Origin of the sequence: Shewanella sp. SG41-4, assembly GCF_014164505.1 — a bacterium.
Lineage (GTDB): Bacteria > Pseudomonadota > Gammaproteobacteria > Enterobacterales > Shewanellaceae > Shewanella.
In genome coordinates this window covers 1-17,503 of record NZ_JACJFI010000067.1, presented here as the reverse complement: position 1 = coordinate 17,503, position 17,503 = coordinate 1, and the positions used below count along the sequence as shown (strand labels likewise).

At 42.6% G+C, this 17,503-nt stretch carries 17 protein-coding genes; 13 read left to right on the top strand and 4 right to left on the bottom strand.

Annotation, left to right across the window (positions count from 1 at the left end; translation table 11 throughout):
• On the top strand, window positions 1–305 hold a 305-nt coding region (locus tag H5202_RS08675), incomplete at its 5' end, for a GIY-YIG nuclease family protein (RefSeq protein WP_259397245.1).
• A 590-nt stretch (window positions 306–895) separates the two neighbouring features.
• Here H5202_RS08675 and H5202_RS08670 read toward each other — a convergent pair.
• From H5202_RS08670 to hslR, 4 genes are all read right to left on the bottom strand, one after another.
• On the bottom strand, window positions 896–2,755 hold the full coding sequence (locus H5202_RS08670; RefSeq protein ID WP_182771729.1) for a M14 family metallopeptidase: 1,860 nt from the start codon (window positions 2,753–2,755) through the stop codon (window positions 896–898).
• Between the two features lie 188 nt (window positions 2,756–2,943).
• The gene (locus tag H5202_RS08665; protein WP_182771728.1) at window positions 2,944–4,500 is read right to left on the bottom strand and encodes a phosphoenolpyruvate carboxykinase; all 1,557 of its coding nucleotides are present in this window, start codon (window positions 4,498–4,500) and stop codon (window positions 2,944–2,946) included.
• 255 nt (window positions 4,501–4,755) lie between these two features.
• Complete coding sequence (hslO, locus tag H5202_RS08660) at window positions 4,756–5,616, bottom strand: Hsp33 family molecular chaperone HslO (RefSeq protein ID WP_182771727.1); 861 nt, start codon at window positions 5,614–5,616, stop codon at window positions 4,756–4,758.
• A gap of 25 nt (window positions 5,617–5,641) precedes the next feature.
• Entirely contained in the window at window positions 5,642–6,040 is a 399-nt protein-coding gene (gene hslR / locus H5202_RS08655) for a ribosome-associated heat shock protein Hsp15 (RefSeq protein ID WP_182771726.1), read from the bottom strand.
• Window positions 6,041–6,305: 265 nt separating this feature from the next.
• Between hslR and gspC the strand changes: the two genes are divergently transcribed.
• From gspC to gspN, 12 genes are all read left to right on the top strand, one after another.
• Complete coding sequence (gspC, locus tag H5202_RS08650; protein WP_182771725.1) at window positions 6,306–7,220, top strand: type II secretion system protein GspC; 915 nt, start codon at window positions 6,306–6,308, stop codon at window positions 7,218–7,220.
• A gap of 24 nt (window positions 7,221–7,244) precedes the next feature.
• Window positions 7,245–9,377, top strand: coding sequence for a type II secretion system secretin GspD (gene gspD / locus H5202_RS08645; RefSeq protein ID WP_182771724.1), 2,133 nt, complete (start codon window positions 7,245–7,247; stop codon window positions 9,375–9,377).
• A 7-nt stretch (window positions 9,378–9,384) separates the two neighbouring features.
• Entirely contained in the window at window positions 9,385–10,929 is a 1,545-nt protein-coding gene (gspE, locus tag H5202_RS08640; protein ID WP_443019387.1) for a type II secretion system ATPase GspE, read from the top strand.
• Between the two features lie 3 nt (window positions 10,930–10,932).
• Window positions 10,933–12,165, top strand: coding sequence for a type II secretion system inner membrane protein GspF (gene gspF, locus H5202_RS08635; RefSeq protein WP_182771723.1), 1,233 nt, complete (start codon window positions 10,933–10,935; stop codon window positions 12,163–12,165).
• Window positions 12,166–12,263: 98 nt separating this feature from the next.
• The gene (gene gspG, locus H5202_RS08630) at window positions 12,264–12,698 is read left to right on the top strand and encodes a type II secretion system major pseudopilin GspG (RefSeq protein WP_182771722.1); all 435 of its coding nucleotides are present in this window, start codon (window positions 12,264–12,266) and stop codon (window positions 12,696–12,698) included.
• A gap of 1 nt (window position 12,699) precedes the next feature.
• On the top strand, window positions 12,700–13,272 hold the full coding sequence (gene gspH, locus H5202_RS08625; protein ID WP_182771721.1) for a type II secretion system minor pseudopilin GspH: 573 nt from the start codon (window positions 12,700–12,702) through the stop codon (window positions 13,270–13,272).
• A 49-nt stretch (window positions 13,273–13,321) separates the two neighbouring features.
• A complete protein-coding gene (gene gspI, locus H5202_RS08620; protein WP_443019386.1) occupies window positions 13,322–13,747 on the top strand; it encodes a type II secretion system minor pseudopilin GspI in 426 nt (141 codons plus the stop codon).
• The gene (gene gspJ / locus H5202_RS08615; protein ID WP_182771720.1) at window positions 13,728–14,432 is read left to right on the top strand and encodes a type II secretion system minor pseudopilin GspJ; all 705 of its coding nucleotides are present in this window, start codon (window positions 13,728–13,730) and stop codon (window positions 14,430–14,432) included. The genes gspI and gspJ overlap by 20 nt, the downstream gene beginning before the upstream one ends.
• On the top strand, window positions 14,432–15,418 hold the full coding sequence (gspK, locus tag H5202_RS08610; RefSeq protein WP_182771719.1) for a type II secretion system minor pseudopilin GspK: 987 nt from the start codon (window positions 14,432–14,434) through the stop codon (window positions 15,416–15,418). Before gspJ ends, gspK begins: the two co-directional genes overlap by 1 nt.
• A gap of 50 nt (window positions 15,419–15,468) precedes the next feature.
• Entirely contained in the window at window positions 15,469–16,674 is a 1,206-nt protein-coding gene (gene gspL / locus H5202_RS08605; protein ID WP_182771718.1) for a type II secretion system protein GspL, read from the top strand.
• Window position 16,675: 1 nt separating this feature from the next.
• The gene (locus tag H5202_RS08600; protein ID WP_182771717.1) at window positions 16,676–17,152 is read left to right on the top strand and encodes a type II secretion system protein M; all 477 of its coding nucleotides are present in this window, start codon (window positions 16,676–16,678) and stop codon (window positions 17,150–17,152) included.
• A gap of 9 nt (window positions 17,153–17,161) precedes the next feature.
• Window positions 17,162–17,503 (top strand): type II secretion system protein N (gene gspN / locus H5202_RS08595; protein ID WP_182771716.1); only part of this gene is annotated, 342 nt, incomplete at its 3' end.

Genomic DNA, 17,503 nt, shown 5'->3' with positions numbered 1-17,503 from the left:
TATATTTTATGCCGAAAAATATCACCAATATTCATTGGTACTTATACATTATTCGCTGTGCGAACTCACATTTATACACGGGTATCACCACGGATATTTCACGTCGTTTTGCCGAACATCAAGCTAGCGGCCCTAAAGCAGCTAAATATTTAAAGGGGAAAGGCCCATTAACCCTCGTTTATCAAGAATTATTAGCTGATCGAAGTGAAGCGTCAAAGCGCGAAATTGCCATTAAAAAATATACTCGCAAGCAAAAATTATCGTTGATTGAGCAGTATGAGTTAGATCGTCCAATGGAACGGTAAGTTACCTATATTTATGAAATTTTATATTTAAAAATAGTTTGCAATTGTTTTTCGCCTAGACTGAAGTAATTGGGCCCCAATGATGGCGGTTATAATGGTTAAGTCGTTAATGAGTGTGGCACTGATCATTTATTGGTTTGTATTTCCTTTAGCCGACAATAAGTGCGCATTCAACCAGTTCTATCTTCAGAAAATACCCCTTACCAGTATTACTTCGATTTGTTGCAACCGTTATTAACCTAAACTAACCGCTGGCGATTATGGTTCGGCAGGTATTGTTGTTAGCAATGACCATGCATGGTTAGCACAGCGCATTACTCAAGGTTTAGAGATGCTCATTGCTACAGGTCAATAGCATGATTTTATTGAGCAGCATCAAACAACACGAGAGATATTCTTACTGAGTCGATATAACAACAGTCGTATTGTTGACTTGGCTAATCCACAGTTATCGCCACAGTTACCACCTAAAAAACCGAAGCAAAGTCAAAATTCATGAATAAACTTAACACAAGCCCCCACAAAAAATGCCGTAACACTTGTAGAGTGATACGGCATTTTTTAACCAAATCGTTTAATTCGTGTTTAATCTATTTAGAAGATCGTAACACCGGATACTTCATGTATTCGTTGTCGTAGTATGGGCTGCGTTGGTAAAACCAGCGTAATCTTGCTTGGCTATCTTTAGCAAAATCAGGGTCTTTAAGCGCTTGATCAAATTCTGCTTGTAGGGCTGGATTGTCGATTAGCATTTTTGCCGCTAAACGCTCCACTGCATAGTCTTCAATGTATTCTGTGCGGGTAAAAATGGTATTGAACATTCCCCAATAAAACAATGAGTCCTCAGCTTGAGGTTCAAGCAATAGCATTGCTAAGTCACCCAAAGGCTGGTCGGTTGGAATGCGCATGCTACCCGCTGGAAGATGGACGTTTACTTTGTGAATAGTCGTTGTTGCCGTTACCGTTTGATGACCTTCGTAATCAGCACTTGAGAATAATGGGTCGCTGAATTGATATTGTTGCGCGGTGATCGACGTTGGCTTATTCAGTCGTGTCATTCGAATACCATGTAATGATAAACGCTCAATAACGTTTGTCCATTGTGGTGGAATATAATAAGCCACAGGCCGAGTTACCGTGATATCTGCTTTTGTGTTAGCTACAATCGGTAAGTTTTCATATAACTTAGGTTCTCCAGTCCAGCGTACAACTTTGTCACCACTGATTGGGCTTTGCTCAATACGGTAATCAATCCCTTTAAAGTCTTTTCCTTCTGCTAAGGTTTCACTTTGCCAACTAATGGTTAACTCGCTTGGATTACGATATTTATCTTCATTAATCGCAGACTTTAGTTTAGTGCTATTTTTTGCCACCGTTTTAAGGGTTTGTTCGAGTGTAACGTAAGTACCTAGAACGCGTTGCTTATAAGGTTTAAGGCTATGGTTTTCAATTAAAATAGTTGGTAAATGACGAGCGTCACCGTACCCATTGGAAAAACGTGGACTAGGGTTCCACAATGACAGACCTTTAGTCATGTCAGTATTATCGTTAGCAAATACCAATTGTCCTGGAATGTGGCCTTGTTCGGCTAATGTATGTTCAACCGCAGGGCGGTAAATAGACTCTAACCAGGTAAAAATACTTGGGCTATAGCCTTGTGCAACGTTGTAGCCAAAGGTGACATCGTATTGGTAGTCAATACCATCGGTTACATGGACATCAATATATAAGTCGGGTTGCCAAGTGTTAATCGCTCGAATGAGGTGCTGCATTTCTAGTGCGTCAGCTTTAGCATAATCACGGTTTAAATTAAGATTGTTGGCTGTAGTTCGCCAGCCCATATTGATCGGACCGCGTTGATTGACCCTATTGAATTGATTGCTACGTTCGTGGGCATCAACACTGAAAATAGGAATAAACAGTAGATTAACGTTTTCAAGTAAATCGCGTTTGTTACGATGGCTGATGTCTCGCAGTAGCATCATGCCTGCATCTTTACCGTCAATTTCACCTGAATGAATACCTGCTTGCACTAATACCGTTGCTTTACCGTTATCACTTAATGCTTGTGCCGTTGACACCCCGTCTTGTGACGCAATAATCATCCATATATCTCGTCCTTGCGGGCTTTTACCAATGCTGATTTTTTGCAACACGTCGCTACTGCCGACGAGTTTGTCTAACCATTCCATGGTGTCGTGATAGTTTGGGCTGGAAACATAACCTTGTTGCTCAAAAGGGGTTGCCCATGGTTGCTCTGCACTTAACAGTAAGCTTTCACTGGCGCCTGACCAAGGGTGAATGGGTGGCAGTATACTGTCGTTTTCGAGATGCGTTATTTGCTCTGCAGGTACTTGAGGCGTTGCAGGTACTGCATTGTTAGCATGAGTGAAAGTGGAACAGATAAGTAACGGACTAACCATTAAACTAGCAAGCAAAAAGCGGCGCATGAATATCCCTGTGAATGGTGATGGTGTCGAAATACGGTAATAGCATCATAACACTGCCTATCAACAGTTTCAGTTGCTTTTACCCTTATAAATAAACTGGATTTGTGCAGAGAAAAAATCCCAACCGAAGTTGGGATTTTTAAGTTACATCGCATTAAATAAAGAGCTGCGAATAATGGGTAGCTTATTTACACGTTCGGGCCTGCATTTTTAATGGCTTCAGACACCTTATATTTTGCAAAGTTATCACTGAATTCTTGTGCTAGCTGCTGTGCATATTTGTCATACTCAGCTTTATCTGCCCATGTGTTGACGGGGTTTAATAAAGCAGTATTAACACCCGATACACTAACAGGTACGTTTAAGTTCAGTTTATCGATATAAACAGTTGCAACATCTTTTAACTCACCACTCACAATGGCATCCACAATGGCGCGAGTTGTCGGGATATCAAAACGTTTACCTACACCATGTGGACCACCGGTCCAGCCTGTATTAACAAGGTAAACTTGGCTGCCAAACGACTCAATGCGTTTCATTAGTAGCTCTGCATACACTCCAGCTGGACGTGGGAAGAATGGTGCACCGAAACAAGTAGAGAAGGTTGACTGAATTGCAGAAGTCGAGCCCATTTCTGTTGAGCCAACTTTCGCGGTGTAACCCGATAAGAAGTGATATGCAGCTTGTTCTTTGCTTAATACCGACACTGGCGGTAATACACCTGATACATCACAAGTTAAAAACACTACAGCATGAGGTTCTGCGCCACGGTTATCTTCTTTACGTTGCGCGATATGCTCTAAAGGGTAAGCAGCACGGCTGTTTTCAGTCAGGCTGGTATCTTTATAGTCAGGTACTCGCTGTTCATCAAGCACTACGTTTTCTAATACGGTACCGAAACGAATCGCATCCCAAATTACAGGTTCATTTTTTTGGCTAAGATCGATACATTTTGCATAGCAACCGCCTTCGATGTTAAATACGCCACCGGGTGCCCAGCCGTGCTCATCATCACCGATAAGGAAACGTTTTGGATCAGCTGAAAGAGTGGTTTTACCGGTGCCCGATAGGCCGAAGAATAATGTGGTATCACCATCGTGGCCGACGTTAGCCGAACAATGCATTGGTAACACACCTTTAGCGGGTAATAAAAAGTTTTGCACCGAGAACATCGATTTCTTCATTTCACCTGCATACTTCAAACCAACAAGTAGTACTTTTCGCTCGGCAAAGTTTAGAATAACAGCGGCTTCAGAATGGGTGCCATCGCGTTCTGGTTCACATACAAACCCTGGCGCATTGATTATTTGCCATGTGTCTTTGTTACCACGATTAAAGGTTTCTGGGGCGATAAATAAATTGCGTGCAAATAGTTGATGCCACGCAAACTCAGTGGTCACGCGTACAGGAATGTAATGGTCATCATCTGCGCCAACTTCGAGTTCTGAGGTAAATAACTCTTTGTCAGCAAGGTAGGCTTCTACTCGACCCCATAATGCATCAAATTTACCCGCTTCAAACGGACGGTTTACTTTGCCCCATTCAATGTCGGCTTCAGTGTTTGCCTCTTTGACGATAAACCGGTCATTAGGTGAACGACCCGTTCTTTCCCCTGTTTTGGCCACTAAGGCACCATTTGCGGTCAGTTGACCTTCTCCACGAAGAAGCGCGATTTCTACTAACTGTGCTGTCGTAGGGTTGAGGTGAACGCGGTTAGATACATCCGCCATAGTGTTGATCTCCATGTCTTTTAGGTCGTGTTTCGCAGTGAATAGCTATTGGGGGTTAGGTGTTCAAACTTTGCTTGTTATTATTTTTGCGCGATGGCTATAAGCTAAAGTGGGGGGATTGTAACGCAAGTTAATGCCCTGGTAACGAACAGTTTGGTAATTTTTTTGAAAGTTTTTCGTGTTTGTTGTTTTTTTAAGGTGGGAGATGCGTAAAAAAAGCGCTTAATGCGCTTTTTTTGTAAGTGGTTACGTAGTTGGTTGCGGTATTGGTTACTGTTGTGACTGGCTGCTATGACTACCAGAATATAACGCCGCAATATCTATCGCATCAAAAGAATACTTGGCTGTGCAATACTCACAATCCATATCGATTTTCCCTTCTTCGGCCAAAATCTCTTCAACTTCAGATTGGGGTAACGTTTTGATTGCTGCAGCACTGCGATCACGAGAACAACTACATTTAAATGTAACATCGACAGGATCAAATAAGCGTACTTCTTCTTGATGATACAAGCGATGTAATACCTGTTCTGCATCAAGAGTGAATAACTCTTCTGCTTTAATGGTAGAGGTTAATGCTGAGAGATGTTCAAAATCTTCATAACTACCAGACTTGGCAGGTAATACTTGCAACAACATCCCTGCAGCTTGTTTGCCGTTAGCAAATAACTGTATTTGGGTAGGTAGCTGCTCTGATTGATTAAAATACTCTTCTAAGCAAGCTGCTAAGTTTACATGGTCTAATGACACAATGCCTTGATAACGTTCTCCTTCATCAGGAGTTAACGTAATGACCATATAGCCTTTACCGAACATTTGTTGCAAGCTTGCATCAGCAGCAATATCGCCGTTCCAACGTGCAACACCACGTAATACTTGCTTGTTGTTACCATTAATTACCGCTAAAGAAACCGGGCCATCGCCCTGTAACTGTACGCTAATGTCACCGCTAAACTTAATCGTTGCCGTGAGTAATGATGTTGCGGCCATTAACTCACCGATTAGGGCTTGTAAGGCAACCGGATAGATATGTGCAGAAAGCACTTCTTGGTAACTACTTTCTAATTGGACTATCTCGCCTCGCACATCGGCATTATCAAAAATGTAGCGATGTAAAATATCGTTGTTCATTTGCATTCTCTTACTTTTTGGGCGCTTAGTAATCTTTAAAGCGCATAATCTGTCGTCTTTGTTTTTTATCCGGTTTATGGTCTGGCGCCGGATTGTTCAAAATATTTAGCCGTCGGGCTTCAGCGTTAATAATTCGTTTGCTAATACTCTCAGGTGTTTCTTCGTATAGGGTTTGCGCCACACTGGCACTTTGTCTATGACCAGATAATTGGAGGACAATAATCTCTCTATCATCATTACCTTGGCGTAGACGAATTTTTGCACCCGCTTCAGCATTCTTACTGGATTTCGTCCGCTGGCCGTTGTAATGTACTTTACCGCCATTGATCATGTCTTTTGCGATAGCGCGGGTTTTATAAAATCGTGCCGCCCATAACCATTTGTCGAGCCGAATAAAGCTTTTTTCGGGCTGATTTTGAGTCAAATGACCTCCAAAACAGGGATGATTTCACAGACTGAGTAACCTAACTGCCATACAATGTGTGTATTATCGTAATAGAGGGCAATATTATGGCTCTTTTTATGGGCGCAAAGTTAGCATATTTGATGGAGATTCGCCAATCGATATGCTCTGGGGTTGTTGCTTTATCCTGTGTGAGTTAGCATGATGGCTACACATATATTTAACGCATATTATTCACAATTAGAACAGAGACCTGTACCAAGTCGTATAGAGGGTCCAATAACATATGGATTTATTAGATAAACTGATCACCAACACAGCAAAAATACCACATAAGCTATTGAGTATGATTGTATTTTGGCTTGGATTGATCATTGTGTTGCTACTCGCTGCACAGATCACATGGAAGTTGATGCCAGTATCATCGCAATCTGCGGTGTGGCAACCATCCCCCATCTCAGTTGGCACTGCAAAGCGTATTGAGCTTGCCGGTGTACGTAACCTATTGCTTTTTGGTCGCCTAGACAACAATAGCAATAAACCCAAAGCTGAAGTCGTAGAACAAATCACTGATGCGCCTAAAACAAACCTGTCTATTCAATTAACTGGGGTTGTAGCGTCCACCGAAGAATCCCAAGGTTTAGCCATTATTGAATCAAGTGGGCAACAAGAAACCTATAGCTTAGGCGATAAAATTAAAGGGACTTCAGCTTCTTTAAAAGAGGTTTATGCAGATCGTATCATTATTAGTAATAGTGGTCGTTATGAAACCTTAATGCTTGATGGTCTTAAATATACTACGCAAAGTGAAGCAAACTCTCAGTTACAACAAGCAAAAGTTGATCAACAGGTAACCCGAGTGGATCGTCGCGATAATCAACGTTTTTCTGAAGATCTGTCTAATTCTCGTGAGGAGTTATTAGCAGACCCAAGTAAAATAACTGACTTTTTAGCTATTTCACCGGTACGTAATGGCGATGAATTAGCGGGTTATCGTTTAAATCCTGGTAAGGATGCTGAGTTGTTTAAGCAAGCGGGTTTTCAGGCTAATGATTTAGCAAAATCAATAAATGGATTTGATCTGACCGATATGGGTCAGGCATTAGAAGTGATGGCACAACTGCCTGAGCTCACCGAAATGGCTGTCATGGTTGAGCGTGAAGGGCAGTTGGTCGAAATCATGTTTAGTTTGCCAGAATAATTTGGCGTTAGAGGATTGAATAGAATGAATAATAAAGGGATCCGACAGAAGATTATTGCTGGGATGCTTATGGGTGCAGCAATGATAGCGGCGCCGAGTGCTTGGTCGGAACAATATGCCGCCAATTTTAAAGGCACTGACATTCAAGAGTTTATTAATATTGTCGGCAAAAATCTCAATAAAACCATTATTGTAGATCCAACGGTACGTGGCAAGATTAATGTCCGTAGCTACGATTTACTCAATGATGATCAATATTACCAATTCTTCCTTAATGTGCTTCAAGTGTATGGCTATGCAGTGGTTGAAATGGAAAACCACGTCATTAAAGTCATTAAAGACAAAGACGCTAAAATGGCTGCTATTCGTGTCGCCGATGACAAGTCACCTGGCGTTGGCGATGAAATGGTTACCCGGATTGTTCCTTTATACAATTCTGAAGCTAAACAACTTGCTCCGTTGCTACGTCAGCTAAATGATAATGCTGGTGGCGGTAACGTTGTTAACTATGATCAATCGAATGTACTAATGATTTCAGGCCGCGCAGCGGTAGTGAACAAGTTGGTAGAGATTGTTCGCCGAGTGGATAAGCAGGGTGATACCGACGTGCAAGTCGTGGCATTAGATTATGCCTCTGCAGGGGAAATAGTTCGTATAGTCGATACCTTATATCGTTCTAGTGCTAACCAATCGCAACTGCCTGGCCAAGCGCCAAAAGTGGTTGCAGATGAGCGCATGAATGCGGTTATTGTCAGTGGCGATGAAAAAAGCCGTCAACGTGTAATCGAACTCATTAAACGCCTCGATGCTGAGCAGGCGAGCACGGGTAACACCAAGGTACGTTATTTACGTTATGCCAAAGCAGAAGACTTGGTTGAAGTATTAACCGGATTTGCACAAAACTTACAAGATAATAAAGAGGGTGCCAGTACTCAGCAAGGCAACTCAAGTAAGCGTCGTAGTGATATCAATATTATGGCCCACAGCGACACTAACTCACTGGTCATTAGTGCCGAACCAGATCAACTGCGTACCATTGAAAGCGTCATTAATCAGCTTGATATTAGACGTGCTCAAGTGCTCGTTGAAGCCATTATTGTTGAAATCGCTGAAGGCGATAACGTTGGTTTTGGAGTGCAATGGGGCAGCGAAGCAGGCGGTTTAACTCAATTTAATAATATAGGCCCTACTATTGGAGAGGTGGGTGCCGGAGTCTGGTCTGCACGCGAAACTGATGGCACTAGCGTGACGACTATTGATGGTAATGGTAATCCGGTAACGACAACTAACCCTACTTCAGACGGTGATTATACCTTGATCGCGCAAGCGTTGGGGAAAGTGAATGGTATGGCGTGGGGCGTGACCACAGGTAACTTTGCTGCGTTAATCCAAGCTGTGTCGAGTGATACTAATTCAAACGTGCTGGCAACACCGTCTATTACCACGCTCGATAACCAAGAAGCGTCGTTTATTGTTGGTGATGAAGTGCCGATTATTACCGGTTCAACCTCAAGCTCTAACAATGATAATCCATTCCAAACGGTAGAACGTAAGGAAGTAGGGGTTAAACTAAAAGTGGTACCGCAAATCAACGAAGGTTCATCGGTTAAATTAACGATTGAACAAGAAGTGTCGGGGGTTAACGGTAACACTGGTGTTGACATCAGTTTCTCCACTCGTCGTTTAACGACCACTGTTATGGCAGATTCTGGCCAAATTGTAGTGCTGGGTGGCTTAATTAACGAAGAAGTACAAGAAAGTATTCAAAAAGTCCCAATTCTTGGCGATATTCCATTCATTGGACATTTATTCAAATCTTCTTCTAGTAAGAAAACTAAGAAGAATTTAATGATTTTCATTAAGCCGACCATTATCCGTGACGGTATGACAATGGAAGGGATTGCCGGTCGTAAATATAATTACTTCAGAGCATTACAGCTTGAGCAACAAGCACGTGGTATTAATTTAATGCCAAATACTCAAGTTCCGGTTCTTGAAGAATGGGATCAAGAGGCTTACTTGCCAGATGAAGTGAATGACATGCTTGAGCGCTATAAAAGCGGCAAAGGGCTGAGCACCGATATACGTGATTCAGACCCAGCCTTGCGCACCATCGATGAAAGCATGCAAAAGGACAAGGCTCAAAACAATGACTGATAGCGTGATGACAGAACCATTAGCCCAAGTTTCTAGTGACGTTGCCATGGAAGTTGTTGAAGGTGATGAGGTTTTTCATTCGACGAGTAAAGAACGCTTGCCGTTTGCCTTCTCGCACCGCTTTCAATTAGTGTTAGCGAAAGAAAACGAGCAGCTTTGTCTTTTCTATACCGATAACACACCGCTTAGTGCCATGCTAGAGGTACGGCGTTACGCGGGTGTTGAGTTGCCGTTAATCAAGCTAGAAGTGGCTAAGTTTGAAGCTAAATTGACCCTAGCGTACCAAGCCAACTCTTCAGAAGCCCAACAGCTTATGGAAGATATTGGTAACGAAATGGACTTGTTTACTCTGGCTGAAGAACTGCCACAAACGGAAGACTTGCTTGAAGGCGATGATGATGCGCCGATTATTAAATTAATTAATGCGCTGTTATCGGAAGCAATTAAAGAAGAAGCATCAGACATTCACGTCGAAACCTACGAGAAACAATTAATCGTTCGTTTCCGTATTGATGGCGTCTTGAAAGAAGTGTTAAAGCCAAATCGTAAATTATCTTCTTTGTTGGTGTCACGTATTAAAGTCATGGCACGTTTAGACATCGCTGAAAAACGTCTGCCACAAGATGGTCGTATTTCGTTGCGCATTGCTGGTCGTGCTGTCGATGTGCGTGTATCAACTATGCCATCAAGTCATGGTGAACGTGTGGTAATGCGCTTACTGGACAAAAATACCGGTAACTTAGACTTACAACAACTGGGTATGACACCAGGTATTCGTGAAAAGTTCGATGATTTAATTCGTAAGCCGCACGGCATTATTCTTGTTACCGGGCCTACAGGTTCTGGTAAAAGTACCACCTTGTACGCTGGGTTAACGGAAATCAATTCAAAAGATACCAACATTTTAACCGTTGAAGATCCTATTGAGTATGAGTTAGAGGGTGTTGGTCAAACTCAGGTAAACACTAAGGTCGACATGACTTTTGCTCGAGGATTACGCGCAATTTTACGTCAAGATCCCGATGTGGTGATGATTGGTGAAATTCGTGATTTAGAAACAGCGCAAATTGCTGTGCAAGCATCATTAACCGGTCACTTAGTGATTTCAACCTTACATACCAATACTGCATCCGGGGCAATTACCCGTTTGCAAGATATGGGTGTAGAACCCTTTTTAGTGTCATCAAGTTTACTTGGGGTGCTTGCTCAACGTCTAATTCGTACTTTATGCCCACAGTGTAAAGAAGCACATGAGCCTGATGAGCGTGAACGCGAGTTACTGGGTATTACCGCAAACGACACACGGATTATTTATCGCGCTAAAGGTTGTAAGGCCTGTGGCCAAAATGGTTATCGTGGTCGAACAGGTATTCATGAGTTGCTTATCGTTGATGACAATGTCCGTGAGTTAATTCATGGCGGCAGGGGCGAATTAGCCATTGAAAAATATGTGCGTAAATCGATTCCAAGTATTCGCCATGACGGCATGAGTAAAGTACTCGCCGGTGTGACAACGCTAGAAGAAGTATTGCGCGTTACACGCGAGGAGTAATCAATGGCGGCGTTTGAATACAAAGCCCTTGATAGCAAAGGCAAGCAACAAAAAGGTGTGATTGAAGCCGATACCGCGCGTCATGCAAGAAGTCAGCTGCGTGAGCAGCGCCTTATGCCGCTTGAACTTCAGCCAGTCAGCGAGAAAGAAGCACGTTCACAGCGTGGCGGTTTTAATCTAGCAAACCTCTTTAAAAGACGTATTTCAGTTGCCGAACTGGCATTGATCACCCGCCAAATCGCGACATTAGTGGCTGCAGGTTTACCGATTGAAGAAGCATTAAAAGCCGTAGGTCAACAGTCTGAGAAAGATCGCCTAGGCAGCATGATTATGGCGGTGCGCTCTCGGGTGGTTGAAGGTTACAGCTTAGCAGACTCAATGGCTGAATTTCCGCATGTGTTTGATGACTTATACCGCGCGATGGTAGCGTCGGGTGAGAAATCAGGCCATTTAGAAGTGGTGCTTAACCGACTCGCTGATTACACCGAGCGTCGCCAGCAACTCAAATCCAAGCTTACTCAAGCAATGATTTACCCTATTGTATTAACCGTGGTCGCTATTGGTGTTATTGCCGTGTTATTGGCTGCCGTGGTGCCCAAGGTTGTTGGGCAGTTTGAGCATATGGGCCAAGAATTACCCGGTACAACTCAGTTTTTGATTCTCGCCTCAGATTTTGTACAACATTGGGGGGTTGTGGTCGTACTGCTTATCTTTGCTGCTATGGTGATGTTCCAGCGACTGCTGACCAACCCGATTATGCGGATGAAATATGACACTGCACTATTACAAATGCCCGTTATTGGCAAAGTAAGCAAAGGGCTGAATACCGCGAGATTTGCACGGACATTAAGTATTTTGTCAGCCAGCTCGGTACCATTACTTGATGGAATGCGTATCGCCAGTGAAGTTTTGCAGAATGTTAAGGTACGTGCCGCAGTTGATGAGGCTACGGCGCGAGTGCGTGAAGGAACTAGTTTAGGAACGGCGTTGACTAATACTAAGCTGTTCCCTGCAATGATGTTGTATATGATTGCATCGGGTGAAAAAAGTGGTCAGTTAGAAAACATGCTAGAACGTGCAGCAGATAACCAAGACCGAGAGTTCGAGTCGAACGTTAATATTGCGTTGGGAGTATTTGAACCCATGTTAGTCGTGAGTATGGCATCGGTTGTATTATTTATTGTAATGGCCATTTTACAGCCTATTTTAGAGTTAAATAACTTAATCAGCGGCTAGGTTTGACGTTTTGTGTATCTAGCTGTGGTAAATATATACCAAGCTTAATATCTAATTTTACACGTGAATATATAGACAATTTTTAGAGGAAGTAATTAATGCAACATAAGAATAAACAACGTGGCTTCACCTTACTGGAAGTAATGGTGGTGATTGTTATTTTAGGTATTTTAGCGTCAATGGTTGTACCCAACCTGATGGGTAACAAAGACAAAGCTGATCAACAAAAAGCGGTGTCAGATATTGTAGCGCTCGAAAATGCATTGGATATGTACAAGTTAGATAACAGTATTTATCCAACGACAGAACAAGGTCTTGATGCGTTGGTGCAAAAGCCTAACTCGTCACCAGAGCCGCGTAATTTCCGTGAAGGTGGTTATGTTAAGCGTTTACCACAAGATCCATGGCGCAATGATTATTTACTATTAAGCCCAGGTGAGAATGGCAAAATAGACATTTTCAGCGCTGGCCCAGATGGACAACCAGGTTCTGAAGACGATATCGGAAGCTGGAATTTACAAGATTTCCAATAAGATGATTCATCATCGTCAAGGCGGTTTCACTTTATTAGAAGTGTTACTTGTGGCTTTGCTAATGGGTTTGGTTGCCTCGGCGGTAACCTTATCTATTAGTGTTGCTGGGCCAGAACAAATGCTTAAAAAACAGGCGCAACGTTTTATGTCTGCAACTGAAATGGTGCTTGATGAAAGCGTCTTAAGCGGTCAGTTTATTGGCATTGTGATTGACGAAGACCAATATCAGTTCGTGTTTTATAAAGAAGGTAAATGGATGCCTGTTGATCAAGACCGGCTATTATCGGCTAAAAAAATGGATGCCGGTATTACCTTAGATATTGTGATCGATGGCATGCCATTAGTTCAAGAAGACGAGCAAAATGAGTCTTGGTTTGATGAACCTTTTATCGACGAAGAGAGCGAAGAAGAAAAAAAGAAACATCCTGAACCGCAAATTTTATTGTTTCCCAGCGGAGAAATGACTCCTTTTGAGTTGGGTTTTAATACGATTAATGACGACCGTCAGCCAGTCAATGTGCTGGTTGTGGGTAACGCGTTAGGCCGTTTAACATTAGGGCGTGTAGATGAATAAACTCACATCACATCGACGCCCTCAATACGGGAAAGTTAACCGCTCAGGTATTAACAACTTAGGTGTTAGTCACTCATGTGTTAGTCACTCTGGCGTTAAAAGCTTACGCGATAAGAGCCTTGGTATGACTTTACTTGAGGTTATTGTTGCTTTAGCAGTTTTTTCTATTGCAGCGGTATCGGTCACCAAAAGTTTAGGCGAACAAATGGCGAATATGCCCATTTTAGAAGAACGAACGTTAGCGCAATGGGTGGCCAGTAATCAAATGGTCGATGTACGATTGCTTGGTACCTTTCCTGATATTGGTCAAAAAACCGGTCAATCAGAACTGGCGGGCCGTGAATGGTATTGGCGCCAAGAGGTGATTAAAACCACCGATGATAAATTTAGAATGATCCGTATAAGCATAAGTGACGACGACAAATTTGAACGTATTGTTGCTCAGGTGAGTAGTTATGTACATGACAAAGCCTAGGTATTCTAGCGGCTTTACCTTACTTGAAATGCTTATCGCTATTGCGATTTTTGCCATGCTGGGTATCGCGGCAAACTCGGTATTGTCGACGGTAATGAAAAATGATGAAGTGACCAAAGAATTCGCTACTCGGCTTAAATCATTGCAACAAGGTTTTGGTGCATTAGAGCGTGATTTGGGCCAAATGGTGGCACGTAGCCCTCGATTATTTGAAGGTGATCGTGGCAGTCGTTTTTTTCAGGCTGGTGACAATATTCTCGACTCTGAAACCGAAGCACTGGTATTTTACCGTTTGGGCTGGTTAAACCCAGATGGCATGTTACCCAGAGGCAGTTTACAGTCGGTAGCTTATGTGGTTCAAAATGGCCGCCTTGAGCGTTGGTATTATCCTTATCCTGAACCTGTGTCAGGTGCTGAGCCATTAAAAAGCGTGGTTATTGACCATGTGCTGTCGATTGAGTATTCGTTTTATATGGATGATAAATGGCAGAAGCAAGTTGATGGAACCGTGATGCCAAAAGGGATTGCGATGGAAATAGAATTAGAAGGCTTGGGTAAAATTCAACGTCGTTTTTTATTGCCTAAAGGTGCTCCAGCAACTAAGTCTGACAATGACAGTGGCAACAATCGTAACGGTTCAAATAGTAAAGATGAAAATGAAACCGATGATGGGAAATCCCCATAATGGGCGGCCATAAGCAACGTGGAGTTGCATTAATTGTAGTGATGCTAATTGTTGCTATGGTGGTGATTATCGCCACCAATATTAGCAGCCGTAATCAGCTTTCAATGCGCCGAACCCTTAATTTAGCCCAGTACGATCAGGCTTATTGGTATGCTCTGTCTGCTGAAGAGCTGGCGATGAAAGTGCTCAAGCAAGATTTTGAAGATTCAGAAGGAACGGTACATTTACAGCAGTACTGGGCCTTGGCCAATGTGGTTTTTCCGGCTGAATACGGTGAAATTGTCGGTGAAATACAAGATATGCGGGCGTGTTTTAATATTAATGCCGTCGGTCAGGCATCGAAAGGAACTCAAAATGGTCAGCCAGAAATGACGGTTGCAGCAATACAGTTTCAATCGTTATTGATCAGTTTAGGCGTTGATGATTTTGGTGCAGAGCAACTAACGGCAACTCTTAAAGATTATATCGACGAAGATACGGTATCTGGCCCGTATGGTGCAGAAGATGCCGAGTATGAATCTCGTAATGTGCCATATCGTGCAGCCAACACCCTGATGCAACACCGCAGTGAGTTACGGGCAGTGTTAGGGTTCAGCCAAGATGTTTACCTGAATCTTTTACCTTATGTATGTGCAATACCCGGTGAAGACAGTCAGCTATTAAATGTAAATACCATTAAGGTTGAGCAAGCGGCCTTACTGGCAGCAATGCTAGAAAATAAAATATCAGTCAGCGAAGCTGAAAATATTATTAACAATCGACCTGCTGATGGCTATGAAAAAATTGAAGAGTTTTGGGAAGGTTCGTCACTTAGTGGCATAAAATCCGAAGCGAATGTAAAGTCGAGTTTTGTGGTTGATAGTCAGTACTTTTCATTGAAAGCTGGCGCCAAAGTCGATAATGCAATATTTCGAATGGAAAGTGTACTGAAGCGTAATGGTAAAAATTTAGATGTGCTCACCCGTCAGTATGGTGGTCAACAATAATAACAATTTCATTACGTAACAATGCGTATTGAGAGCGGTGGAGAATAACAGTGTCTGAACGGCTATTTATCCGGTTAGGAAAATCATCAGAACAACCATGTTCGTGGCTAGTATGGTCAGAACAAGAGCAAGAAATCATCGCTTCTGGTGAGTTATCTGATGCCGCGAGTCTCAGCACTTTAGCTGAGCGTGCGGGGAATCGTCCTGTTGATGTGCTTGTGCCTGCGGCCAATATGACATTGACACAAATTATGTTGCCCGAAAAAGGTCAACGCCAAGCATTAAAGGCGTTGCCATACATGTTAGAGGAATCATTAGCGACAAATGTAGACAATATGCATTTTGTTGTTGGGCCTCGTGAAGGCGAGCAACTTAATGTGGCTGCTGTGGCGCATGAGCAAATGCAAATATGGCTTGAATGGCTGCATCATGCTGGCTTAAAAGTGAAACGTATCGTGCCAGACTGTTTGGCGCTTCCGTTAGAGCAGTGTCGCTGGGCAGCAATGAGTGTTGGCAGCGAGTATTTAATCAGAACCTCTGAAGGTAGCGGTGTCAGCGTGCCTAAAGCATGGTCTGCATTTGCACTGCCGCAGTTATTAACGGCTGCAAAACCTAGTGATAATGAATCTATTAGTGTTGCAAGTTACAGTGACGATATTGCATTTGAAGGCGTGGAGATTAACAATAAGCCACTAGATTTACCGATGATGGTATTAGCAAAAGGCATTTTAAACGCCCCAATCAATTTATTAAGTGGCATTTATAAACCTAAGCATGAATACAGCAAACAGTTACTCACTTGGAAAAATACTTCGATTGTAGTGCTGATTGCGATTGTTTTAGCCTTAGTAAATAAAGGCATCGCCATTCATCAACTTAATAACCAGACCGCAGAGCTGCAGGCTCAGAGCGAAATGATTTTTAAACAAGCAGTCCCGGGTGTAAACCGTATTGTTAATATGCGATCACAAATGGGCAGTGAATTACGCAGCATGCAAGGCCAAGGTGGCGGTGCGGTATTTTTTGAAATGCTAGAAGGTTTAAAGCCTGCCTTTAGTAAAGTACCAGAACTTAAACCGAATACCTTGCGTTACGAAGCAAATCGTAATGAGTTGCGAATGCAAGTCACAGCAAAAACGTACGGCCAAATAGAAAAGTTTAAAGAGCTTGTTACCAAAGACTACCTCCTCGAAGGTGGTGCCATGAACAGTAGCGAAGAAAGCGTTACCAGTACGCTGACGTTAAGGAATAAATAACATGGAAAACATGCGTAGTTGGTGGCAGAGTTTAGCCACTAGAGAGCAACAACTTGTTGGTTTTTGTTCCTTAGTATTAGTAATAGGCATTATGTATTGGGGTATTTGGACACCAATATCGAATGCACAAGAAACAGCTGAACGTGATAACAGCGCAGCACAGCAAACGTTAAATTATGTTAAACAAACCGCTAATAAAATAGCGGGTCTGAAGCAAGCGGGTGCACAAGCTAAAGTTCGTGGCAGTTTAAGTTCTGTGGTAAATCAAACGGCTGGACAATATAAATTAGAGATCACCCGTATGCAGCCGCAAGGTGACAAAATTCAGCTATGGATGGATGACGTGCCATTTGATGCGTTACTGGGTTACTTACATGACTTAGTAGATCAAAAAGGTTTAACATTGGACAGTGTAGACCTAGCCGAATCAGACGTTGCTGGCTTTGTAAAAGTAAGACGTATTCAGCTTTCTCAGTAAGGATTTTTTGTGAGCTTATTTTCAAAAATAGTCATTGGCGTCATCATTTACCTAGCGTTTTTATTAGTTTATTTACCGGCGAACTGGTTAATCAGTATCGCTCCGTTACCTAATAATGTCGTTATCACAGGTGCCGAAGGTACGCTTTGGCAAGGAAAGGCGGCGTTAATCACCATTGATCAACGCCAAATAGAACACGTTAGTTGGCAGTTAAACCCATGGGGATTACTGCTTGGTAAAGCTGATATCGATTTTAATATTGGTAATCGAGCTACGGCTGTTAGTGGTAAAGGTAGTGTGAGTTGGTCGTTATCTGGGTTGAGTGCGAAAAATATTCGCCTTGATCTACCC